Source organism: Melioribacteraceae bacterium, from assembly GCA_035362835.1.
Classification (GTDB): Bacteria; Bacteroidota; Ignavibacteria; order Ignavibacteriales; family Melioribacteraceae; genus DSXH01.
The window spans coordinates 147,532-172,993 of the sequence record DAOSDY010000001.1 but is presented as its reverse complement, the minus strand read 5'-3'; the positions used below and the strand labels follow the sequence as shown (position 1 = coordinate 172,993).

At 38.6% G+C, this 25,462-nt stretch carries 19 protein-coding genes; 13 read left to right on the top strand and 6 right to left on the bottom strand.

Annotated features, from left to right (window positions below; all coding sequences use genetic code 11):
* Positions 1-13: 13 nt before the first annotated feature.
* The 9 genes from PLZ15_00925 (at position 14) to PLZ15_00885 (ending at position 11,655) form a co-directional block, all read left to right on the top strand.
* Positions 14-3,157 (top strand): exodeoxyribonuclease V subunit gamma, encoded by a 3,144-nt coding sequence (locus PLZ15_00925; GenBank protein ID HOI28291.1) that lies wholly within the window; start codon positions 14-16, stop codon positions 3,155-3,157.
* Positions 3,158-3,384: 227 nt separating this feature from the next.
* Positions 3,385-4,011 (top strand): helix-turn-helix transcriptional regulator, encoded by a 627-nt coding sequence (locus PLZ15_00920; protein ID HOI28290.1) that lies wholly within the window; start codon positions 3,385-3,387, stop codon positions 4,009-4,011.
* 208 nt (positions 4,012-4,219) lie between these two features.
* Positions 4,220-4,690, top strand: coding sequence for a transcription elongation factor GreA (gene greA, locus PLZ15_00915; GenBank protein HOI28289.1), 471 nt, complete (start codon positions 4,220-4,222; stop codon positions 4,688-4,690).
* Positions 4,691-5,782: a bifunctional diaminohydroxyphosphoribosylaminopyrimidine deaminase/5-amino-6-(5-phosphoribosylamino)uracil reductase RibD gene (gene ribD, locus PLZ15_00910; protein ID HOI28288.1), complete on the top strand. Its 1,092-nt coding sequence runs from the start codon at positions 4,691-4,693 to the stop codon at positions 5,780-5,782. It begins immediately after the preceding gene.
* A gap of 15 nt (positions 5,783-5,797) precedes the next feature.
* Positions 5,798-7,162 carry a tRNA lysidine(34) synthetase TilS gene (gene tilS, locus PLZ15_00905; protein ID HOI28287.1) on the top strand — a complete coding sequence of 455 codons (1,365 nt, stop codon included), beginning with the start codon at positions 5,798-5,800 and terminating at the stop codon, positions 7,160-7,162.
* Positions 7,159-7,713 (top strand): hypoxanthine phosphoribosyltransferase, encoded by a 555-nt coding sequence (gene hpt, locus PLZ15_00900; protein ID HOI28286.1) that lies wholly within the window; start codon positions 7,159-7,161, stop codon positions 7,711-7,713. Before tilS ends, hpt begins: the two co-directional genes overlap by 4 nt.
* Before the next feature lie 17 nt (positions 7,714-7,730).
* Entirely contained in the window at positions 7,731-9,830 is a 2,100-nt protein-coding gene (ftsH, locus tag PLZ15_00895; protein HOI28285.1) for an ATP-dependent zinc metalloprotease FtsH, read from the top strand.
* Positions 9,817-10,485 carry a dolichol kinase gene (locus PLZ15_00890; GenBank protein HOI28284.1) on the top strand — a complete coding sequence of 223 codons (669 nt, stop codon included), beginning with the start codon at positions 9,817-9,819 and terminating at the stop codon, positions 10,483-10,485. The genes ftsH and PLZ15_00890 overlap by 14 nt, the downstream gene beginning before the upstream one ends.
* A gap of 51 nt (positions 10,486-10,536) precedes the next feature.
* Positions 10,537-11,655 carry a DUF4837 family protein gene (locus tag PLZ15_00885; protein HOI28283.1) on the top strand — a complete coding sequence of 373 codons (1,119 nt, stop codon included), beginning with the start codon at positions 10,537-10,539 and terminating at the stop codon, positions 11,653-11,655.
* Here the strand turns inward: PLZ15_00885 and PLZ15_00880 are convergent, their stop codons facing one another.
* Positions 11,656-13,608: a DUF2723 domain-containing protein gene (locus PLZ15_00880; GenBank protein HOI28282.1), complete on the bottom strand. Its 1,953-nt coding sequence runs from the start codon at positions 13,606-13,608 to the stop codon at positions 11,656-11,658. It lies immediately after the preceding gene.
* On the bottom strand, positions 13,571-16,351 hold the full coding sequence (locus PLZ15_00875) for a hypothetical protein (GenBank protein HOI28281.1): 2,781 nt from the start codon (positions 16,349-16,351) through the stop codon (positions 13,571-13,573). The genes PLZ15_00880 and PLZ15_00875 overlap by 38 nt, the downstream gene beginning before the upstream one ends.
* Positions 16,352-16,568: 217 nt before the next feature.
* Between PLZ15_00875 and secA the strand changes: the two genes are divergently transcribed.
* Genes secA through PLZ15_00855 form a run of 4 tightly spaced genes read left to right on the top strand, consistent with a single transcriptional unit; the run spans position 16,569 to position 23,081 of the window.
* Positions 16,569-19,631, top strand: coding sequence for a preprotein translocase subunit SecA (secA, locus tag PLZ15_00870; protein ID HOI28280.1), 3,063 nt, complete (start codon positions 16,569-16,571; stop codon positions 19,629-19,631).
* 12 nt (positions 19,632-19,643) lie between these two features.
* On the top strand, positions 19,644-19,982 hold the full coding sequence (locus PLZ15_00865) for a P-II family nitrogen regulator (protein ID HOI28279.1): 339 nt from the start codon (positions 19,644-19,646) through the stop codon (positions 19,980-19,982).
* Positions 19,957-22,398 carry a tetratricopeptide repeat protein gene (locus PLZ15_00860; protein ID HOI28278.1) on the top strand — a complete coding sequence of 814 codons (2,442 nt, stop codon included), beginning with the start codon at positions 19,957-19,959 and terminating at the stop codon, positions 22,396-22,398. Before PLZ15_00865 ends, PLZ15_00860 begins: the two co-directional genes overlap by 26 nt.
* Before the next feature lie 26 nt (positions 22,399-22,424).
* Entirely contained in the window at positions 22,425-23,081 is a 657-nt protein-coding gene (locus PLZ15_00855; protein HOI28277.1) for an ATP-binding protein, read from the top strand.
* 17 nt (positions 23,082-23,098) lie between these two features.
* Here PLZ15_00855 and PLZ15_00850 read toward each other — a convergent pair whose 3' ends face one another.
* From PLZ15_00850 to PLZ15_00835, 4 genes are read right to left on the bottom strand one after another with little or no spacing between them, the layout of a single operon-like run.
* A complete protein-coding gene (locus PLZ15_00850; GenBank protein ID HOI28276.1) occupies positions 23,099-23,641 on the bottom strand; it encodes an RNA methyltransferase in 543 nt (180 codons plus the stop codon).
* Positions 23,641-23,973 carry a multidrug efflux SMR transporter gene (locus PLZ15_00845; protein HOI28275.1) on the bottom strand — a complete coding sequence of 111 codons (333 nt, stop codon included), beginning with the start codon at positions 23,971-23,973 and terminating at the stop codon, positions 23,641-23,643. Before PLZ15_00845 ends, PLZ15_00850 begins: the two co-directional genes overlap by 1 nt.
* A gap of 15 nt (positions 23,974-23,988) precedes the next feature.
* Positions 23,989-24,495 carry a hypothetical protein gene (locus PLZ15_00840; protein ID HOI28274.1) on the bottom strand — a complete coding sequence of 169 codons (507 nt, stop codon included), beginning with the start codon at positions 24,493-24,495 and terminating at the stop codon, positions 23,989-23,991.
* A 56-nt stretch (positions 24,496-24,551) separates the two neighbouring features.
* On the bottom strand, positions 24,552-25,457 hold the full coding sequence (locus PLZ15_00835) for a DUF4249 family protein (GenBank protein ID HOI28273.1): 906 nt from the start codon (positions 25,455-25,457) through the stop codon (positions 24,552-24,554).
* Positions 25,458-25,462 lie beyond the last annotated feature (5 nt).

Genomic DNA, 25,462 nt, shown 5'->3' with positions numbered 1-25,462 from the left:
ATCTTAAAAGTAAATGATACTTACTAAAGAAAATATAAAAAAGATAGATCTCGATTTTCTCGTTCAGGAAAAAATTACATCGAACAGGATCCACGAACTGCTTTTAATCGTTCCTACGAACCGGAAAGCAAGGACGCTGAAGAAGGAAATAATCTCTCTTATGCCTGCCCGGTCAGCGCACGGAATAAATATAGAGACGATCGGGACTCTCTCAACAAAACTGCTCAAAAAATCGGCCGCGATCCGGCAGCTAAGCGAAGCTGCATCAACTGTTTTTATTAAACAGAGCGCTTCGGAAATTAAGTTGAGATATTTTTCGCTCTATAAAAAAGAGATCCCATTCGGTACTCTCGACCGTATCAGGAATATCATTTCGGAATATAAACGAAATGGAATAACCCCGGTTTCAATCCGGAAAGAAGCTGAAGGACTCTCCGGCTCTGAGCAGCTGAAAGCCGATGATATTGCGGATATATATGAGAGGTATCTCGAAAAGTGCGGCAGACTTAATGCATTCGAGATCGGGGATGTTTACATTAAACTGAATAATCTGCCGTGCATAGAACTGATAAATAATTTTCAATCTCTCTTTCCTGATACGGATCTGGTGATAGTAAACGGATTCGATGAATTTACTCTCCCGGAACATTCGATAATCGATACACTCGCGAAGAATAAGCGGGCTAAACTATTTCTTAATTTCGACTACAATGAGAATAATAATTTTATCTTCTCGCATCTCGATAAGTGTTTTAGAAGATTTATTGATTCCGGTTTCAGGATTGTGATTGATCAGGCAGAAGAACGTCTCAACTCGTTCAGAAAAACAGTTAGAAATGAGCTGTTCAAGATAAGGGGGAAAAAGAAGGTTTTATCGGATAAAGAAAAAATCATAAAATTTTCTGCTTTCAACCGCGAATCTGAAATCGAAACAATATCAAAGGAAATAAAAAAACTGATTGTGGAAGAGAAGGTTGAACCTCATAAAATATGTGTTGTATTCAACCTGATTCAGAATTATTCTCTTATTGTAAGGGATGTTTTCGAAAAGAACGGAATCCCGTATAATTTAACAGATCGAATTTCCCTCGATAATTCCAATCCCGTTACAGCCGTTATCAATTATCTTGAAATAGCAGAGAATGATTTCTACTTTAAAAACATTTTCCGCGCACTAACCGGCGGCTTTATAGAAAACGGCGATATCGATTTCTCAAATCTTCTTAAAGTATCATCGGAATTAAAAATTGTATCGGGTCGGAATAACTGGTTCTCTTCTCTCAATGATGCTATTGAAAGCAGAAAGTATTACTCAGGTATTGATGAATCGGAGCAGGGCAAGCAGATAGAATCTTATAAAAAAGCACTTGTAGATCTCAACGGTATTTCACTTCTTCTAAAACCTTTCGAAGACAAATTAACCGTCAGCGAATTCCTGAAAAGACTCTTTGATTTCCTGTATAAAAGCGGAATAGGTCTCCGGCTTTTATCGTCGGCAAACAATTCAGAAGAAAACATAAGAGGTTTCTCGACATTTATAGACACGCTTAACGAGGTATTCGACCTGATGCAGGAAGAGTATGGAACGGAGAGAAAATTTCATCTCCATTTTTTTATGGAGCAGATAAGAACTGCTTGCGGGTGGGCCCGGTTCAATGTAAAGGAAAAATCGAATTACGGTGTTCAGATAACCACGCTTGAAGAGATTCGCGGACTTCAATACGATTACGTATTTATAGGCGGACTGTGTGATGGCGACCTGCCTACGAGATATTCTCCCGAGATCTTCACATTGCCGTCTTTTAAGAAACGTGCAATCGAGCATCAGGCACAGGAAAGGAATCTTTTCTACCAGACGCTCATTGCCTGGAATAAAAAAATATTCCTTAGTTTCCCGGCAACCGAATCCGGAAGGGAAACAGTTGAATCGTCATTTCTTAAAGATTTTGAGTTGCTTTTCGAAACAGGAACAATAAATGATGAAGTTAACAATAAGCTGATCTGTTCAAAAGAGGACTTTGAAATTGAAATAGGAAGTAACGGTGATGAATTAATGCCTGGAGATTTCTTGCAATCTGATTACGATTACAATGAGATCGAAAAAGCGATCTCGGTTGAGAAAAAGAGGGAAGAAGATCCTTTATGTGTTTCCGGATATACGGGTTTCCTTCTGGATGACGATGTTGAAATGCTAAATCCTGAATCTCTCGAAATTTTAAAATCGTATGCAAACAGGCAGTATTCTATTTCCCAGCTGGAAATGTATGCAAAATGTCCGTTCAAGTTTTTTGTGGAAAGAATATTAAAGATCGATACAATTGAGGAGCCGTCAGAAGATATCGAAGCCATGGAAATGGGAAATATTCTGCATAATATACTTTTTCAGTTCTATACAAGATTGAGGGAATTGAGTATTAACCTTAATTCATGCAATAGTGAAACTCTTGAACATGCTAGAAAATTGTTAAATCAAATTGCTTATGAAGAGATATCAATAACGAATTTCAAATCCCCGCTTACATTTTACGAGAAAGAAAAAATCTTCGGTATCGGCGGAAACGAAAAAGAATCGATTCTTAACCGTTTTATTGAATATGAATGCGAAAATAATAATGATTTTTCCCCTTCATATTTTGAGGTGAGGTTCGGATCTATTACTGATGAGAGTTCGGACTCTGTCTTAAGCGATTCAAAGCCCGTAACAGTTGAGGGAATTAAATTGAAAGGGAAAATCGACCGGATTGATGTCTCGAACACCGACGATACTTTTAATATAATTGACTATAAGCTGAGCGGTAAGAAACCTTCTTTCCGTGAATTGAAAGAGGGTGTTTCGCTTCAATTGCCGGTCTATCTTTATGCCTCTTCACAGCTGTTAAAGAGAAAATTTGGCAGAGACTTTTCTCCCGAAGATATGATAATCTATTCCTTAAAATATTCTGAAGATGAGTTCGGGAAAATAAAAGTCGTTTCGGGTGATTCGGAGATAAAAGATTCATCTCAGCTGATTAAATTAACAATGCAGCATATTCGGGATTATGTACAAAGAATTACTGAGGGGAAATTCGGACTCTCAAATCGTGAGGACCGGGAAACTCTGGTCTGCAGGTACTGCAATTTTAAATCTGTCTGCAGAATTAATTCAATTATTGCTTAGTACGTTGAAAAAGTAGGGGAACTTAATTTATTTTCGATTCGGGAACATAAACAGTGATTCGATTACTCTATCTCATAAATACAATTATTCCTATCGGACCTCTTATTCGGTTCCGCAATCACGAGTTGCGTTTCTTTTTTTTCTTTACAGCGGTAACAGACCCTTTAATTGTTATTTCCAGTTATTTTTTTAATCGGCCGGTAATTTGGATTGAAACCTATCTGGTATTGAATACAATACTGTTCTTTGTTCTGCCGAAGCTTAAATTAAAATTTAAGATCGGGACTCTCATAGTTTTAGTCCTGTTCTGGTTCGTAGATAGAAGTGATGTTACGCTCTTAATAATTTCGTTCTTTCTTATGCTTGTAATTGCGTTATATTTTGCGTACCGGATCTATCTTAATCTTAAAAAAACAGGTTACTTTTTTGTTTATGCACTTCCTATTGTTATAATGTATCTTATCGGTGCGGCAACGGCTTATGTTTATTATTCCGATATCTACTTATTAACACTTACTAATACTTACAGGATATCAATTTATATTCTAATTAACCTTAGCATTTTATTAGCCGGGCCAAATTTCAAAATAAAACTTTTTGAATCCGGACAGATTCTGGATTTTGAGGAATATGAGAGGATTATAAAGAGACTTTCACCCGCGGAGCAGAAAATATTTACATTCATCATAAAGGGAAAAAGTAATATAGAAATCGCTGAGCTTTCACACATCGATAAAAAAACAGTTGAGACACATCTTTATAATATGAAGGAGAGATTGGGTTTAAAAAGTGTAAATGACTTACGTAAAATTGCAGATCAGATAAAAAAAGGGGAAAAAAGTTCTAAAGAATAATTCAGATTTGTTCCATTTACAATTCTCCCGTCGAAATCAAAATTTCAATTTCAAAATAATCTGTTGAAACAGGCATCCGGCTGTTATCTAAATAACACTTTAATGGCTTGCATACATTAATTAAACTTGTTATTTTTTCGCTGCCATTGTCAGGCTTTTGCCGGACGATGGCAATTTTTTTTATATCACCAGAAAAGGAGTTAAATCAGTGACTAATTTGGTATATCTGAGCAGAGAGCGAATTCGTGAAATGGAAAAGGAACTTACTGATTTAAAGACCAATGGTCGTAAATCCATGGCTGAAAGAATTGCCGAAGCAAGATCCCATGGCGATCTTTCTGAAAATGCCGAGTACGATGCCGCTAAAGAAGAACAGGGATTACTTGAATTAAAAATCAGCAAACTGGAAGAACTTCTATCCCGTGCTAGGGTTATAGATACTTCAAATATGCCCAAAGACCAGGCACATATTTTATCGACTCTTACCGTAAAGAATCTTAATAATAAAAAAACTTTTAAGTACACTCTTGTTTCTCCTGAAGAGGCCGATCTTGAAAAGGGAAAAATCTCTATTTCCTCGCCTGTCGGCCAGGCTTTAATGGGAGTAAAAGTTGGTCAGAAGGTTCAGGCAAAAGTTCCGGCCGGTATGATAAATTTTGAAGTTATCAGTCTTGAATAGATGCTCGACGAATCCTATATACAGATAGCGATTGAACTCGCAAAAAAAGGAAAGGGTAAAGTAAGCCCAAGACCCCTTTGCGGCGCCCTGTTGGTAAAGAATGATAAAATTATTGGCGCTGCATACAGGAATTCCCCTTCGGATCAAAGTCCGGAAATCACGGCTATACAAGGTTCGAGAGAAAGTACTTCGGGCGCTGTTCTTTACACAAATCTTGAACCATGCACTTTCTCAGAGAAAGAATTCGATTGCATTGATATTATTATTGAATCTGGGATCTCAAAAATTGTTATCGGCTCGGTTAACCCTAATAAAAATCTGGGCGGCACTTCTGTTAGGAAATTAAAAAAATCAGGAATCGAAGTCATTACGGGTATCCTGGAGAAGGAATGTATTGAATTAAATAAATTCTTTTTCAAACATACTGTTTCTTCCCACCCGTACGTTACGTTGAAAATGGCCGCTACTGTCGACGGAAAAATTGCAGATAAATCCGGTAATTCGAAATGGATTACTTCGGTCGAAACACGAAGCATGTGTCATGAATTGCGCAGTGAGTATGATGCTGTCCTCGTCGGATATAATACCGTTAAAATTGATAATCCGCATCTTACTGTCAGTCTTGTCGAAGGGCGAAATCCCGGAAGAATTATTCTCGATACTGATCTTAAGATTAGTCCGAAGTCCGATCTCGTTCAGAAAAATTATGACCGTAACCTTATGATTGTGACTTCAGATAAAAATAAAACGAAGAATAAAAAATTAACCCGACTTGCTGTTCATGGTGTGGAAGTCATTTTCGTTCGTGAAAAAAAGAACAATTACCTTGACCTCTCCGATATTCTGAAAAAACTAGGTGATAGAAATATAACCTCTATTCTTGTGGAAGGCGGCCGTAAAGTATTTACAAGCTTTATAAATGAAAAACTTGAAGATGAGGTTTTGATCTTTATGGGACCCAAAATTCTTGGGGACGGGTCGTCACTTACCGGCAATCTGGGAATTAAAGGCCTTCCTAAAGCACTAACCTATTATTTTAAGGATATTGATAAGGTTGGTGAAGATGTACTGTTAAGACTTGAAAGACGATAAAAAAGCGTCAGTGGAATGAAAAAGATTGAACAGAAAGTTTTTGAGTTTATCGCTCAATATGGGATGATCAAAGAAGGCGATAGGTTGTTGATCGCAGTAAGCGGTGGACCAGATTCCGTTTTTGCCCTATATCTGCTTAACAGATTTAAAAAGAAATTTAAAATTGATATAAACGCTCTCCATTTTAATCATTCACTCCGCGGAAAAGAATCTGAAGACGATCAATTGTTTGTCTTCGATCTCTGTGAAAAATTAGAAGTCCCCTGTCATTTTGTTAAACTCGATGTTAAAACCCATGCCAGGGCTAATAAATATTCTATTGAAGAGTCGGCTCGACTGCTTCGCTACGAAAATCTTCAAAATTTTTCTACTAAGCTAAAATGTAATAAAATTGTTACGGCGCACAATCAGAACGATAATACTGAAACTGTCCTCTTGAATCTTTTCTCCGGGACTGGCGCCGGAGGATTCACCGGCATTCCGGTTAAGCGGGGCAATATTATCCGGCCTCTGATGTGCCTTACAAAGGAAGAGATTCTGGATTACCTTAATCGATCCGGCATTCCATTCAGAATTGATTCTTCTAATCTTCAATCTGATTTCAAAAGAAATTACATCAGGAATAATGTTATTCCTCTCTTGAAGGAAAAAGTGAATCCATCACTGGATGCTGCTGTTTTCCGGTCTTCAAAAATTCTCGAAGGCACTCTTAAAACTGTTTTAAGCGGGACTTACAAGAGTGCTGGTAAATATATTACCTATAAACACGATCGGCTGAAGATAAATAATAATTTATTTGAGTTTCATGAGGAATCGGTTGCCGGCGGATTATTGAAAGATTACCTCGCCAGGTATTATAAGTACCAGTTTAATTATTCCGATTTAACAAAATTATTTAAATTGAGCCGTACGCATAGAGGAAAATCCGTTCAGCTGAGAAAGGATTTGATGGCTGTTAAGGAAAGCGATTCCATATTTATCCTCAAAAAAAACGTCAGCAACGAAGAACTTTTCTATCAGCTTGAGTCAGGGAGTGAAATTACTGTTGGAAAAAAACGAATCGGTATTATAAAAGTCGGTCGCTCTGATGTAAGATACAATGGTGAAGGGGATGTTGAATATATTAGTGCAGATAAGTCGGATGGTATGTTTATATTGCGTAAGTGGAAAAACGGGGACAGGTTTATTCCGCTCGGAATGAAAGGATATAAGAAGGTATCTGATTTTTTAACGGGCAATAAAATCAGCTCTGTTGAAAAAAAAGATCAGCTTGTTCTTACAAACCGGAACAATATTGTATGGATTATCGGTTTAAGAATTGACGATCGTTATAAGGTTAATTCAAAAACAAAAAGTATTTATAAATTATGGATGAAATGAAAACTGCAGGGAAAAATGAAATTTTAGTTGGTACGGAAAAATTTGTACCGTTATTAACAGAAGCGGTCATTCAAAAAAGAATTGCCGAGCTCGGCAAAGAGATCTCTGAGGAATACAAGACAAAGCTCCCGATTTTTATCGGCATTCTTAACGGATCCTTCATGTTTATGTCCGATCTTATGAAATCGGTCAGCATTAATTGTGAAATCGATTTCTTTAAGCTTTCAAGTTACGGTGACGAAAAGATTTCATCCGGACGTGTAAAACTTGTAAAAGACCTGAACGCGGATATAACTGACAGGCACCTGATTATAGTAGAGGATATTGTCGATTCAGGTCTCTCAATCAAATATGTTGAAGAAATGATCCAGTCTCATAATCCTGCAAGTATGAAGGTAGTCACTCTTCTGCTTAAACCCGACAGTCTGAAATATCAGGTCAAAATTGATTATATTGGCTTCAAAATTCCTAATAAATTTGTAATTGGATACGGGCTGGATTATGCACAGAAGTACAGAAATCTGGGCTCTATCTACGTCTTAAGCGAATAATGGAGAATTACTGACAAATGTTAAATAGATTTCAAAAATTGAATATGGCAGATTCAGATCCATCAAATCAGAATAATAAGAAAAAGCCTTTTGGCGGAGGACCTCAGAAACCTGACGGGGATTTTGACTGGTCTAAAATAATCCGCACTGTTTTCAGCTGGGGCGCGGTAATAATTGCTGCTGTCATAATAATGCAGTTTATGCGTTCCGGAACAACAAGCGCTGTTGAAGTTACTTTCGACATTTACGAGAAATTTTTAGAGGCCGGAAAAATTGTTGATGTGAAAGTTGTTAAGTCAGATATCAACGACTACCGTCTTGAGGGTATACTATCTGAAAAACAGATTGTTTCGATTAAAGGCGCTGATGTAACCGTAAAGGATTTTACAGTTACTTTCGATCAATCCATAATCGAAGAGAATATTAAGATCTGGAAAGAAAAAGGGATTAAATACACATTCATTAAAGAATCGAATGAGTGGATGACCGTACTTCTCGGATTTCTTCCGTGGGTAATCCTCTTCGCGGTTTGGATCCTTATCTTTAGAAGAATGCAGGGGGGTACCGGCGGTACTAGAGGTATTTTTAATTTCGGCAAGAGTAAAGCCAAACTGATCTCCGAATCAGCTATTAAAGTTACTTTTAAAGATGTTGCTGGCGCCGATGAAGCAAAGATTGAACTTGAGGAGATTATTGAGTTCCTTAAAGAACCAAGCAAGTTCCAGAAACTTGGCGGTAAGATTCCCCGCGGCGTTCTACTTTTAGGACCTCCCGGAACCGGTAAAACATTATTAGCCAGAGCAGTAGCAGGTGAAGCCGGTGTGCCTTTCTTTTCTATTTCGGGTGCCGACTTTGTTGAAATGTTTGTTGGCGTTGGTGCCAGCCGTGTAAGGGATCTGTTTGAACAGGGTAAACGAAATGCGCCTTGTATAGTATTCATTGATGAAATTGATGCTGTGGGAAGACACAGGGGTGCAGGACTCGGCGGCGGCCACGACGAAAGAGAACAAACCCTGAATCAGCTCCTTGTTGAAATGGACGGATTTGAACAGAACAGCGGTGTAATAATTATTGCAGCTACAAATCGCCCTGATGTTCTGGATCCTGCGTTATTGCGCCCCGGTAGATTCGACAGGCAGGTTGTTGTCGACCGTCCGGATGTTAAAGGAAGGGAAGGAATATTAAAAGTCCATACACGTAAGATTCCCCTCGATACCGATGTAGAGCTGGAAACACTTGCTAAAGGAACTCCCGGTTTAGCAGGAGCCGACATTGCCAACCTTGTAAACGAAGCTGCCCTGCTTGCTGCGAGAAAAAATAAAAAGAAAGTGGCAATGGAGGATTTTGAAGAAGCCAAAGACAAAGTTATGATGGGAATGGAACGCAAAAGTCTCATTATATCTGAAGAAGAAAAAAAGATAACTGCTTATCACGAAATCGGTCACGTCCTTGTTGCTAAAATGGTACCCGAAGCAGATCCGGTTCATAAGGTTACTATTATTCCTAGAGGCCGTGCATTGGGAGTTACTACATACCTTCCTGTTGATGAAAAACATACTTATTCCAAGAACTACCTCGAAGCTATGATTACTTATGCGTTGGGCGGACGGGCTGCAGAAAAACTGATCTTCAACAGGTTTACTACCGGTGCGGGAAATGATATCGAAAAATCTACAAACATTGCTCGTAAAATGATCTGTGAATGGGGTATGAGCGAAATTCTGGGTCCCATTGCATACGGAGCTAAAGAGGAAGAAATTTTTCTGGGTAGGGAAATTACTAAACACAAAGATTACAGTGAACAGACAGCACAGGAGATCGATGCGGAATTAAAGAGGATAATTATGAACGGTATGGAGAGGGCCGAGAAAATTCTTTCGGAAAATATCGATCTGCTCCATAAACTCTCAAAAGAACTGCTCGAAAGAGAAATCCTTGATGCAGACGAGATAGATAAGATTATGCGCGGTGAGGAATTACCTCCCGTTAAAAAGAACGGTGCCGGTTCCAAGGAGTCTCCCGCGAAGGAAATTCCGGATCATGTGAAAGCACTCCTTGAGGAAAAACAGAAAAGAGAAGCTGATAAATCTCCTGAAAAGAGTGATGGTAGCAACTGATCGCGCAACTATAGATTACCAAAGTGAGGTTCTGAGAAAGGCCATTCATCTCTGCTCCCTTTCTATCCCTGTCGTCTATTATTTCATTACTCGGGAATTGGCCCTTTCTATCCTCATTCCCCTGGCTCTGCTCTCTCTGGTACTCGATTTAAGCAGATATTATTTTAAACCGTTCAGCAATATTTTTTATAAAATTTTCGGTTTCATGCTTCGAAAACATGAAAAGGATGAAAAAAGAAAAAATTTGAACGGTGCAACCTATGTTCTTATCTCAGCCGTTCTTGTTATCGCAATCTTTCCTAAAGTATTTGCAGTAACCGGCTTTGCTGTCCTTATTATCGGTGATATTGCTGCCGCTCTTATTGGCAGGAAGTTCGGACAGACTCAGTTTCTGCTTAAAAGTCTGGAAGGGACTATTGCATTTTTTATCTTCTCTATTGTTGTTATTTTATTTACACCGAAGATAGAAGGAAGTATTACTGAATTTGTTATTGCTGTAATTGCCGTGGGTGTCGGTGCTGTCGCGGAAAATATATCGACCGGATGGGCAGACGATAATCTGACAATCCCCGTTTCAATCGGGATTACGATGTGGATCCTGTATGCTTTATTACTCCCCGATCTGGCCCTGGTTCTGCCGAATGTCCCTAATTAAAGGTGAAACAAACAAATATAGTTTTTGTATAAACAACAAAAATCTTATTCTATGAAAAAAGAAAACCTAAACCGGATGAAATTCAACTCGATTAAAATTTTACTCTTGTTAATTATAACAACAACGCTTTTTATCTCATGCGACCAATCACTTAAACCTGCTGTGGGAAATGAAGATGAGATAATTGTATTTGCAGACTCAACTGAGTTTTACCAGCTTGAAAGTTCTTTACTTACAGTTTTCGGAAAAATAATTTATACACCTCAGCCGGAGAACCTTTTTTATCTTACACGAAAAGAGATTTTTGAGATTGAGAAGTACAGGAATAAGAAGAATATTATCATTCTGGCTCCGTTGAATTCAGAATCGGAAACTTCAAAATATATAACAGGCATGATAAGTCCGGATGTTAAAGAACTGATTAATTCAGATTCGATTTCAGTTATAAACAAGCATGATCTCTGGGCAAAGAATCAGCTTCTTATGATTCTTACGGCGCCGACTATCGAGAAGCTGAATGAGAGCATATTAAATGAGCATGAGAATCTGCTCCATCATTTTCAGAAGGTATCCGATAAAAGACTGTTCCAGAGTCTCTATAACGAAAAGTTCGAAAGGAAGGATATTGAGGCAGGTTTTTTAAAAAATTACGGATGGATGATTTACGTTCAATCCGATTACTATCTGGCTCTCGATAAACCTGAGGATAATTTTGTGTGGCTACGCAGATCACCAGGAACCGATATGGAACGCTGGATCTTTGTCCACTGGATCGATAACGCTTCCCCTGCGATGCTTAATCGGGATTCTGTCTACTCGATTAGAAACCGGCTGACTCAAAAGTATTACCGGAGCTCAGATGATGCAAGTCATGTGGAAATTTCGGACGACTATAAAACAACACTCGAAGTCAACTTCCTTAACCGTTACGCTCTTATGACCCAGGGACTCTGGCGGATGAATGACGGTTCGATGGGCGGACCTTTCATTAATTACGCTTTTTACGATCAGCAGACCAAACGACTTTATATTCTCGACGGATCGATCTATGCTCCTAAATATTATAAGAAAAAACTGATTCAACAGGTTGATGTGATTCTTCAATCGTTCCTTGCAGGTCGTGAAGTAAAAAGTGATGTAAAAGAAGAATTAATGGAGGAACTGAATTAATCAATTCTCGATCTGTTGGATCCGCTCCATAACCTGAGGCGGAATTTGAAATCCGGGAAGTCCCTCCCGGATTTTTTTATAATATCCGATCGCTTTATTTTTCCTGTCCCAGCTTATCTCGTATAATATTCTGTAACTTAGCATTCTCCCGACCGTTTCTTCGATGAATACGTTATACCGGTTTTTGTTTGGTGGGAATCGAAGAATAAAATCAGCATCGGGTGCGTCAATATATTCGTTACTCTTTGTTGCCTTAAATAAAAAAATGTGAGGCACCAGATTATAACCCCCCGGCAAAGAAAATTCACCGCGCTGCATTTCATTGCTGAATAATTCCAGCCCGATATAAAAATCCCTTCCTTCATTTGTTTCAACTAATCTTTTCATAACATTCCGGTAATTCATTTCGAGCAGATTCGGGTCGAAGACATCTCCATCTTCAAAAGGTTGAAGCACTTTAAGGAATTGAGAAATATCCTCCTCCATTCCATCAAATAGATCCGGTTTGTTTCTTTTTAGCTGATTGAAGTACCAGGACCGGCGGAGTAATTCTTTATCTACTATTATCACATCCTCTCTTATCTTCTCAACAAACTGATAATAGTATGATGCTGAAATAAAATAATCCCACTGATAGGAGAATATTATAGCATCCTTTTCAACACTGTTAAGGATCGATTTGGTATAATCGTCAAATGTATGCTGATCACTTTGATCCACTTTGCTGAAGTTGATCAATAACGGGAATAACGAAATAAGAGGAAGAAAAATAATTGCCCTCTTCATCGAATTATATTTACTGATTAGCAGATATTGAAGCCGGTACAGACCGAGCGTAATTAAAATTGCAATCAGTATGTAATTAAAAAGGAAATATGAATCGATATCCGCAATATCATAATTAATTGCGTACAACAATGCCGAAACAAATGAAATGAACAATAACCAGAAAATTCTAATGTTACTTCTGTAAATTGAGAAAAGTCCGAATAGCCCGATAATTAATCCCGGCCATGTGAACTCCCCCGGTAGATTCTCCGCAAAATATTTTAATTGTTTAATTGCAGAATCAAATGATGAAAAAAGCCAGACCTGGTATTGTTTCCCCGTAACATGCCTGAAGAAATTCTCGAAGTTTACAGGATTTCCCCAGTTAATTTCAGGATTCAAAGAAGATCTGATCGGCAGATAAAGATAAAGTAGAAACAGTACCAGAAAAGATACTGTTGCTGTAATCAGAATTTTTTTTAATGACGATGAACCGAATCGCTCCCTGGAAAAGTAGAGTATTGCAGTAAATGGCACAATTAATATCGTGGTCATGTGATTTGTAAATCCTAGAGCTAAAGCGATTCCTGTGCCGACCCACTGAAAAAGTGTGCTCCTTTTTGATTCTGAACTCCGCAGGGAGAAATAGAATATCAGACTGAATATAAATATCTGAAGCGAGTATACTTCCACAGAAGTTGACTGCATCCAGAATGTTCTGCTGAAGGCAAGGAAAACCATACCGCCGGCTGCTGATAAATATGAAATTTTCTTGCTTTCTCCGTCAGCATCAGTAAGACTCTTCTTATTCCCGGTTTTATTTTTGATTTGAATAGAATCTATATTTATGTTCTGCAGCAGCAGCAGAACAGATTTGAACAGGAAGAATATTCCGAGCGCGCACCAGATAGCCGCAAGCAGATTCAATTGATAAATTGAGGAGAAAGGAAGAGGTAATTGTAAAAAAATATAACCGGCAAGTGTGAACAAAGGGTAGCCTGTAGGATGGGCAATTCCTAGAGTTGCCTGAACGGCGGCGAGTTCTCCCGAATCGATTTGGATTACTCCGTGCGCCAGCGTGATCATGTAAATAATCAATACGAAAAACGGTATAATAAATGCAGTAACCGTTTCTATACGTAAATACTTAGACGGTATATTTTTTAAATAACTCACGATTTTCATTTGTTATCTTTTTCAGTTGATCTTTCAAATCAACTCTTAATTTTTTCCTGATCCAGAATTCCAGTATCGATTTTTTGTCGGTTGATTCCGGAATTACACTGTTGTTCACATCAAACAAATTCTGAAGTGAGAATTCAACGAATTTTAGAAATCTATAATTCGATTCGATGTTCTTAACGTCTTCTTTAAATCCGCTTGCTGCTAAAATTTTGAATAATGCTCTCTTTTCTTTACCAAAAGCCAAAGGATATAACCGGCTGTTCGTAATTGTTATTGCGTCGGTAATAAAATCGATGGTAGATAATCCGCCCCGTTCTTTTTTAATGTTGAATGAACCGGTTGTTAGCTTTAACAGCTCACCGGCTATCATTTTATCCATCTGTTTGATCTCTTGAATGACCAGCTCTCTTTCAAATCCGGTGGCCGAGTTGGTAATCGCGCCTGATATATGATCGAATAAATCGACCCGACCGGCTATATACTTCATCTTTAAGAATGCCTGGAATTCCCATACTCTTGCGCGTGTCCTGATATACTCTTCAAATTTTTGAACACCCCAGATTAATTGCGAACTCTTTCCTTCGGGCCGGAGCCTGAAGTCGATAGAAAATGGTCGTAACTGATCCTGTAAAGTTTTTATTAACTCCTTCGCTTCCTTATCGGTTGTATTAGAAGTATCTGAAATAATTATCAAATCGATATCGGAAGAAAAACTAATTGAACCGGATGCAATTCCTCCCAGCCCGATTATAACTAATCTGGATTTCATTTCTGATTTATCAAATTGAATCCTGATCCGGTTAGTGAGGTATTGTGCAAGTGTTTTAGATACCGATTCTGCTTTAATAAATCCGAATGTAAAACGGGATGAAAGGTATAGCATCAGCTGGTTGATTGTTAATTCGTTCAGCCCGGTTTCATTTAAGTTGACGAAAGCTTTCCTTGTTAATAACAGTTCTGCGCAGAGTTTGTCTATTGCAACCAGGTTTACGGATCTGTCTGAATATTCGCAGAGAGTAAGGATGGAATTGAGAAATAATCTGTCGCTGAATTCGTTATACCAGATAGAAGGAATAGAAATGGATCTTACTATCTTTACGAAGTTATCAAGCACACGGTCCGGAAAGCCGGATTTCATCAGGAATTTTATCAGAGTGGGTTTGAAATTATCGAACATTTGTGATGTTCTCTGGTCAAATTCCTTTTGACCGAATATACCTGTGCCCCTGTTTAAATAATCCAGATTTTTATTTGCCCGTTCGCTGTCCCGGAAGTTGATATCACCGCGTGCGGATTTTTTTACTGTCCCGGTTTCAAGTATAGAATTATAAACCGCTCGAACAGCTTTGCGGTGATGATTCATTGTATCTTTAAAATCTTTTATTGATTTGAATCCGCTGAATAAGGACAGTTTCTTTAAGAGGTTCTCATCGTCGGGTAAAAGGTGGGTCTGAGTATCGTTCATTAATTGCAGAAAATGTTCAGTGCGCCTGTAGAAAATATAAGCCTCCGTTAAAATCTTCTTTTCTTTTTTACTCAATAATTTTTCATCGCTCAGGAGGGTGATGCCTTCCAAGGTGTTTCCGGTTTTTAATCGGTTTAATTTCCCCCCGTATATTAATTGTAATGCCTGAACCGAAAATTCTATATCCCGTATTCCGCCTCTGAACAATTTTACATTTTCCATTCCCCGATTCTGCGTTTCAATATTGTTCTTCATTTTATGAATCCGTTCTTTAACGGAGGAGGAAATATGTGAAGGATAAATGAAAGGTGTAACGAAACCATGGAAAGTCTTAAAGAGGGATTCGGATCCTCCGATGAAATCGAGCTTGATCAGCATCTGTCTTTCCCAATCCTCACCCCGTAATTCGTAATACTTTGTATAATCTGTTAACGATTTGCATATCTGGGAGTATCTTCCGTCGGGTCTTAACCTGAAATCGACTCTGTAAATATATCCCTTCTCGGAGATCTCGCTCGATGATTTGATGAATAAAATAGCGGCTTCGGATAGTATTTCCTGATATTCTTTATTGATTGACTCGTAAAATTCATTTGTATCATAGAACAAAAGAAGATCTACATCGGAACTGTAGTTCAGTTCGTTCCCTCCAAGTTTTCCAAGAGAGCAAAGGGAGTATGAGGAATTAATAACCGATTGAAGGTTATATTTTTTTACAATTTCCTGATAGCATATTTCAAAGAGAGAAAAAGTTAAAGACCTTGCGAGTGCCGAAAGCTGTGCAGTGACTTTTATAATATCAATCATTCCCAGAATATCCGCCAGACCTATTTTTAATATGTATCTTTTTTTGAATTGCCGCAGGTAATTCAATTTTGTTTGGAGGGATTTGAGCCGGTCTAAACTTCCCGAAATTTCTCTTCTAAGCTGGGATTCTTCAATCTCCGGAATTAAATACTCCTGGTCAAAAACCTGGTAGAGATACTCGGGATTAATTGAAACAATATCGGTAAGATAATTACTGTTAGCTGCAATAGATGCAACCACTTCGGAGTGATGGGGATATTTAATAAGATCATTAAAAAAGAAGACTCTGTCGTAGATCGAACTTAATATTCTCAATAGGTTTACTTCAGCTGCCCGGTCGAAATGATGCTTTCCGGCATCCGACTCAAGACGCTCAATTATCCTCTCAAACTGTCCGGAATCGATTATCCCTTCAGTTATCCTGATAATGCCTGTAATAAATTCCTTAGAAAAGGAGAAGGTTTTCTTCACTTATCAATCTGAAAGTTATGCTGACTAAAATAAATGATAAAGAATTAAATCGCACACCAATGTGCATCTCAATAAACAGGGAAAATATCCTGAAACATTTGTTGATGAAGAGTTTATAATCTGCAAATTAATTCTGCAAAGAGGGGGAAAACCGCACTTTCATTGCATTTCAGAACCTCTTTATTTAACTTGGTAACCCGAAAATGTGGAGAAATTAATGTTTAATTCACTGCTAAAGAAGATCTTTGGCGATAAAAATGCACGTGTAACAAAGGACTTGTGGCCTGTTGTTGATGAAATAAATGCCCATTTTGAAGAACTGAAGAACCTGACAGACGATCAGTTGCGGGCCAAAACAGCTGAATTTAAAAATAGACTCCTAAATGAAACTCAGGACCTAAGAAGTCATCTCGACGAATTGAAACAAAAACTTCAGGACGTCCAGACTGCCGATGAAAAACATTCTCTTTATGACCAAATAGAAGAAATCAGCGAAGAGCTTGATAACCGTAATGAAGAAATTCTGAATGAACTGCTTCCGGAAGCGTTCGCTGTTGTTAAAGATACCTGCCGTCGGCTTGTTGGAAAATCATGGGATGTAGCAGGTACAAAAATTACATGGGACATGATCCCTTATGATGTACAGCTTATCGGCGGTATGGTGCTGCATCAAGGTAAGATTGCGGAAATGGCAACGGGCGAAGGTAAAACACTTGTTGCGACTCTTCCTATCTATCTGAACTCCCTTACCGGAAAAGGTGTGCATATTGTTACTGTGAATGATTACCTGGCCAAGCGTGATAGCGAATGGATGGGCGAGATCTTTAAATTCCATGGTATGACGGTCGGATGTATTATTAATACGATGGACAGCGATCAGAGAAAAATCGTTTATGGTTATGATATAACTTACGGTACAAATAATGAATTCGGATTTGACTACCTCCGCGACAATATGGCTGTTGATAAGGAAAATTGTGTCCAGCGCGGGCATAATTATGCTATTGTAGACGAAGTTGACTCTGTGCTGATTGATGAAGCGAGAACACCTTTGATCATTTCCGGCCCTGTTGAAAAGGCGGAACACAAATACGATGAAATGAAACCGAAAGTGGAGAGGCTCTTCAGAAAACAGGCTAACCTTGTTGCATCAATAGTTAAAGAGGCTGAAGATCTACTTAAGACCGAAGATTCCAAGAACAGAGAGAAAGCCGGTGTGCTTTTGCTTCGGGCTCACCGCGGATTCCCAAAAAATAAAGCTCTTTTAAAAGTTTTCTCGGAACCTGATTATAAAAAACTGATGCAGCAGACCGAACTTGAATTCTTACGCGAAAATGCGAAAAGAATGCCTGAAATTGATGAAGAACTTTACTTTGCTATTGAAGAGAGAAATAATCAGATCGATCTTACTGAAAAAGGAAGGGAAGAGCTTGCATCAGGATCCAGAGAAGGAAAGCAATTCTTCGTTCTTCCGGATCTCGGAACCGAAATTAGTAAGATTGAAAACGATTCGTCATTAAGCATAGAAGATCGTCTCAGAAGAAAGGATGAACTCTATCATACTTATACTGAAAGATCGGATGTAATTCATACTCTCAACCAGCTTCTTAAAGCTTACAGTCTTTTTGAGAAAGATGTTGAATACGTTATTACGGAAGACGGTAAAATTGCAATTGTTGATGAATTTACAGGAAGAATCCTGCCGGGCAGAAGATATTCCGACGGCCTGCATCAGGCAATTGAAGCTAAAGAAAATGTAAAAGTCGAAAGAGATACTCAAACGCTTGCAACAATTACTCTCCAGAATTATTTCAGAATGTATAAGAAACTTGCGGGTATGACTGGTACTGCTGAAACCGAGGAATCGGAGTTCTATGAGATCTATAAACTCGAAGTGATTGTTATTCCAACTAACAAACCGGTTGTAAGAGATGATGAAGACGATGCGATCTACAGGACTAAGAGAGAAAAATATAACGCAATAATTGAAAAGATTAAGAGTCTAAAAGAGGAAAGAAGGCCGGTTCTTGTTGGTACTACCAGCGTTGAAGTCTCGGAGACAATTAGCAGAATGCTCAAAAGGCAGGGCGTTGGCCATAATGTTCTTAATGCCAAGCAGCATCAAAGGGAAGCTGAAATTGTTGCTTTTGCTGGTCAGCCGGGCGCCGTTACTATTGCGACTAATATGGCAGGACGTGGTACCGATATTAAACTTGGAGCCGGAGTAAGAGAATCGGGAGGACTTTACATTCTTGGTACTGAACGTCACGAAGCTCGTAGAATCGACCGCCAGTTGCGTGGCCGTTCCGGCCGCCAGGGCGACCCCGGTACTACAAAATTCTACATCTCTCTCGAAGACGATCTTATGCGCCTTTTCAGCGGTGATAGAATTACAAATGTGATGGGCCGCCTGGGTATGGAAGAGGGTGAAGCCATTCAGCATCCCCTTATCAGTAAATCCGTTGAACGTGCACAGAAAAAAGTGGAAGAGAATAATTTTGCCATACGTAAGAGACTTCTTGAATTCGATAACGTTATGAATCAGCAGAGAGAGGTTATCTATTCAAGAAGAAAACAGGCATTGGAAGGCGAACGGCTCAAAGGCGAAATTCTTGAATACCTTGAGGAGTTTGTTGATAGCGTTCTTGATAAGTATTACGACGATGCTAACATTGAAAAAATCCACGATGAAATACTGAACACCCTACTCGTTGATTTTAGAGTAGAACCAGAAGCTTTCGAAAAACTTGGCAAAGACGGTCTTAAAGAAAAACTCCTTGAGGCATCAACTGATTTTTACAACAAGAAAGAAGAGATGCTTGGCCACGAGCTTATGTCGCGCCTCGAACGTTTTGCGGTTCTTTCGGTAATTGATAATAAATGGAAAGAACACCTGAGGGAAATGGACGATTTGAAAGAGGGAATCGGGCTGCGTGCGTACGGTCAGAAAGATCCTCTGCTTGAATACAAAGGTGAAGCATACAATCTGTTTGTTCAGCTTCTCGAACATATAAGAACTGAAGTTGTTTCCTTCTGTTTTAAATTCTGGCCTCAGGCACCCGCTGAAGTTCAGGGAAGACGTCCGGCCCCGGCTCAGAGAATGCGTACTATTAAGGATAATACTGATAACCTGGGATTGCAACCCCAATCCCTGGAAGGGGATAATGCCCATAGAGGTAAACAACAGCCTGTAAGGGTTGAAGAAAAAGTGGGTAGAAATGATCCCTGCCCTTGCGGTAGTGGTAAAAAATTCAAAAATTGCCACGGTAAAAACAGCTAATCCGGAATCTTCATGAAAAAAATTGAAGCTATCATACGTCCCTTTAAACTCGATGAGGTAAAAGAAGCCCTTCTTGAAATCGGAATTAGAGGAATGACCATTACTGAAGTCCGAGGTTACGGAAGACAAAAAGGGCATAAGGAAACTTACAGAGGAAGCGAATATCAGATTGAGTTCGTTCCGAAAATAAAACTTGAAATTATTGTCGAAAATTCTCTTTCGGAAAAAGTAATCGAAACTATTCTCGCTACTGCTAAAACCGGGCAGGTTGGCGACGGCAAGATTTTTATATCAGAAATTTCCGAAGTCATCAGAATTAGAACTGATGAATCCGGTCCGGAAGCATTATAAACAAAAGAAAGGTGCGCCTATATCTGTTTTTACCATTATTACCAACAAACATTATATTAAAATGCCTTTCGTTAAAAAATTATCCCTGCTTACCCCGGTAGTTTTATTATTCCTTTTTAACAGCTGCGGTGTCTGGACGGACTTCACAACTTATTTTAACACTTACTATAATGCCAGGACGTTATTCGACAGGACCGAAGAGGAAATCCTTAAACATAAAAAAGATCCTTTCGAATTCAGGGAAGCGGCTAATCAGACTACTCAGCAGAACGTACCGGTAATCAGGACTCAACCGGGAATTACTCAAACACAGCAACAGCAGCAACAACAACAGATTATTCCAATGGCACAACTCAAACAGGATTTGACCAAAGTAATTGAGAAATGTTCTAAAATTCTCCAGTTCCATAAAGAATCCTCTTACGTAGATGATGCTCTTTTCATGACGGGTAAAGCTTTTTATTATCAGCAGGAATATGCCAGCGCTCAAAGAAAATTTCTTGAATTGTCCGCGCTGCAGGAATCGGAATATTTTTTGGAGAATAAACTCTGGCTTGCAAAGACTTATCTTCAGTTAAGAAGTTTTGATGAAGGTCTGGCACTGATTGAAGAAGTGAAGAATGATGCCAGGAATGAGGATGACGAAGAGTTGTTTACGGATGCATCAATTACGAAAATCGGATTTTTCTTATTCCGGGAGGAAAATTCAAATGCTATTACCGAATGCAACTGGTTGATGGAGAATAATGATAACGACGAAGTAAAAGCCCTGGTATCTTTTCAGCTAGGAAAGATCTATCTCAAAATGAATGAGAACGAAAATGCGCTCAACTCATTTGCCTCAGTAATGAATTTTTCTCCTACATTCGAAATAGAATTCGAAAGCCGGCTGGAACATGCAAAACTTCTGAAAAAAATGGGCAGGCTTGATGATAGCGAAAGCGAACTGATCGAATTACGCGACGGCGGCAAATTCAATCTTCATATGGATAGAATCCTCGTTGAGATAGGACAGGTTTTCCAGGAGAAGAATGAATATGAGAAAGCTGTTCAGATTTTTGTGGAAGTAGATTCCACTTACCGGAATTATCCGGCAGCCGGGTTTGCCGGATTCAAACTTGGCGAAATTTATGAAAGATATTACAGGGATTACGACAGCTCTTTGAAATATTATAATAAAGCAACCTCATCTTATGTCGAAAAAGAGATCAAGGAAAAATCGGGTGTCCGCGCCCGCAATATCGATAAGTATTTTAATATCAGAAAATCGGTCGAGGACCTTAATAAACAAATCGTCTATATAGAAAAACCTGAAAAATTCGTTCAGGATTCGATCGATTATGATATAGCTATGAATGAATTTCTTGATGAGAACAGGAGGAAAGCTGAACAGCTGACTCAGATGAGCCAGCAGAACCAGATAGTTCCTCAGACTCAGCAGATTAATTCTGAGCTTCAGACTAACCAGCAGCAGATGCAGCAGCCCGATCTTCAATCCACGACAAATAAAAAGGAAGAAATTACGCTAAAGTACCTTATATCGATCGGTAAAGCTCAAAAACCGGTTAGACCCAAAATATCTGTCGATTCCGTAAATACACTGCTTGCAGAAAATTACTATAACTTCGGGAGCCATTTTTTCTCGGAGCTTGATGTGCCCGATTCAGCTAATTATTATTTCCGATTAGTGCTCGATAAATATGCTGATAAACCGAAACGCGTTCAAACTCTCTTTGCACTGGCTACATATTATGAAACGGTTAATGAGAAAAAATCTGCTGATAGCCTGTATCAAATTATCTATGATGAATATCCGAACTCAACTCTTTTTAAGGAAGCGGGAAAAAAACTCGGACTGATTAAAGAGGAGGAGAAAAAGGTAATTGTAGCGACAGAAGATCCTGCTGAAAATTTTTATGTAGCAGCCGAAGAACTTTACTACAACAAGAATTTCCGCGATGCAATAAAAGCATTCAGAGATATTTACTTAAAATATCCAACTTCCACTTTTACACCAAAGTCGATCTACTATATCGGGCTTATACACGAAGAGTTGAAGGAGTATGATTCTTCTGCGTTTTATTACGGAATCCTTTCCTCAAAGGAATATATGTCCACGCCTATCGGCCGAGCGGTTTATGCAAAATATACCGAATATAAAAACGAACAGGAGAGAATTGCTCAGGAAGAAAGAGAAAAATTAGAAGCGGCAAAACCGAAAGAGGCGGAAGAAAAAAAAGAAACTCCTCCTGAACACGATCGGAGTATTTTAAACCAGAAAGAGGCTCCCGGAAAATTAAAGGAATTACTACCGGGTGAATCCAGGTCCGACTCTTTGCGTATCAAATCCGGTAGTAAGGTTTTACCCGATTCTATGAAGATTCAGAAATCCGATTCGCTAAAAAAAATATTGTAATTATTTAATAATAATTTCTCTTTGAAATGAACCGCAGAAAAGTTCTTGAAATGATCGAAGCGGGCGAGGGACTTCATATCGAATTCAAGCAGCGTTTCTCCACTCACGAAAAAATTGCAAAAAGTATAATCGCTTTCGCAAATACTGACGGCGGCTCAATTCTGATCGGAATTGACGATGATAAGTCTATCTACGGTATCGAAAGCGAAAAAAGCGATACCGAGCTGATAATTCAAACCGCAACTAGATATTGTGAACCGGAAGTTAAATTAAGCATTCATTCATTTGAGATTGAAAATAAAGAGATCCTCGTAGTTGAAATTCCTGAATCCGGTACAAAACCACATAGAATTCAGGACTATTCAGCCAGTCTCGACCTGAATACCGCCCAGGTTTACGTCCGCGTTAACGATAAGAGTATTCTTGCCAGCAAGGAGATGATCAAACTGATGCAGACCCGGCAGACAGGAAAATCGCTTGTAAATTATTCTCTTGGCAAAGAGGAAAGAATTGTGTTCGAGTTTTTGAATAAAAACGAATGCATTTCTGTAAAGGAATTAAGTAAAGCTGCGAATATCTCTGACAGAAGAGCTTCGAGAACTCTTATTAAACTCGTCCGCGCAAATCTGCTCTTTATTCATGTAAAGGATAACGGGGAAAGTTTCTTTACTGCAGCAGGTTAGTTTAAATAAACTTATAATCATTTCAATTTAAGATCGAAAACCTTCCGTAATTCAAAAATAGAAATGCCGTATGCTACGGCGACATTTAGAGATTGTTTAATCCCGTATTGAGGTATTTCTAAAGAAAAATCGCATAGTTCAATTAGGTCCTGCGATACGCCGGAAATTTCGTTGCCTACTATAAGGCAGACCGGAAAATCTGAATGAGTAAACCGGTGGTAGGGAATACTTTTGTCGGTCAGCTCAAGAGCACAAATTTTAATTCCTTTTTTCTTCATGTCAAGGATTAATTCTTTCGGATCCTTAATATATTCCCATTTGATGCTGTTCTGAGCTCCTAAAGCTGTCTTCGCAACTTCTTTCTTTTCCGGAGTCGGAGTATAACCGCATAAATAGAGTTTCTCTATCATGGCTCCGTCGGATGTCCTGAAAATCGAACCCACATTATAACTGCTACGTATGCTGTTCAAAAGAACATATACAGGCAATTTCTCAACCGATTCTATCTTATCGAGTGAAGTTCTTTTAAGCGAGATCTCTTCGTGGGATAACTTCTTCATTACTGAATCTGTGCGCTCTTATATGTTAACCTTAATCCGATTATTCCTATTACGATAAGAAAGATGAAAAAGATCCTTATCAGTTCTTTCGGCTCATCAAAAAAAAGCATACCGTAAATTGCAGTACCAACGGCTCCTATTCCCGTCCATACTGCATATGCAGTTCCAATAGGTAATGTTTTTGTCCCCATTGCCAGGAAGATATAGCTTAAGATCATTGTGACAGCTGTAAAAATTGACGGCTTTAACTGAGTGAATCCCTGACTGTACTTCAGGCCGACAGCCCACGAGATTTCAAATACCGAAGCAATAAGAATATAGATCCAGGCCATATTAATAATACTCAATTATTTGAATGAGGCGCCGGCAACATCGAGGTAATTTTCTAGCGTCTCGTTCTTTATGTAAAAATTAATTTTTGTGTATTCTGTGAATTGTTTTGCGGTTTCGTAAATCTGTTCTTTTATTCTTATAATATCACATGCACCGGAAATTTCGAAATCGCCGGTCAGATAAACATCCGCAATCCCTCTTGCTACAGTAACCTGAACGAGCATTAATCCGGGTCCCTTCACAAAATTAATCAGTTCACCTGTCGATTTGAAATTTACCAGCTCGTAAAATGTTGCTTCCAGAACAGATCGTTCGGCAGATATTTTTATCTCCTCTGTAACAAGAATATCATTACACCCGAACATTTTACCGGGCAATTCAGATCCTTCTAGAGCAACAAGATAGATTTTCACATCCTGTTCTATAACCCGGCTTTCAGATTCGTTCTTGCTGCAGCTGAATAGTAAAAGTGAAACAAAAAAAATAAGTATAGAGGAAATCATTTTTTTAGTGATGAGCATAGCAATCCTCTGATAGAAAATGTACGTAAATTCTTTTGAAAGATAAGGAAAGATTTTTATTTAAGCACCTTAAAGTAGACTGTGTCGGCAATAACGGAACAGAAAACTCCGATCCCGTCACCATCAATGTTTATTCTGGGCTCATGAAAATTTCCGTCGAATTCCTGTACATTCCTGTATGTAAGAAAAAAGAGCCGGTAGTTTTCATCACCGGCATATGTGATAACCCGGTAATTGCCGTAGAACCAGGTGTCCAGCCATTCGATCTTATATTCAATTTTTGGTTCATCCGATTTGACATTCTGAAGCCATTTAGACTGATATCTGTAACGGTCGAAATCTTTTAATAAATCTTCGGGCTTTATTTCGAAATAGGCATTGTCGTAAATGAAATTATCAGGCTTCGCGTCGAGCGCAACAATTGAAAGACTGTAAAATGGATTCCCGGGCGATGGAGAGAATACAATCTTAAACTGTTCAATATTACCGTTTGAATTGCGCTGCCGGTATTTTAATGAATCGAGATTCGATTCCTCATCTATAATTCTGAATCCCTTCGCAGGTACTTTTGTAACAGAAGCTGCAGATAATAATTTATTATCGACAGTAGCTTTAACATCCAGCCTGTAGGATTTTTCATAATCGATAATCAAATCAGACCCGTTATACTCATAGGAAAATTTCTGCGGGTTGTATACCAGTTTGTATTCTCTGAAACTCTGAAGATCGGTAATCCTAACTTCGGCATCGGAAAGAAAAAGTAATCTAAGATCGGGAGTGGTATTGAGAGGAAAATTTCTGGTAATCCTGATGTTCTCTACTTTCTGTCCGGGGTAAAGGTATCCTTCAATCACAATTTTAGGCAGATAAGTATTTTCACCAATCTCAACACTGTTTTCTCCGCATGAGAAAATTAACAGTGCAGAAGAAACCAGAACTAAATATTTATATCTATTAAACATATCAA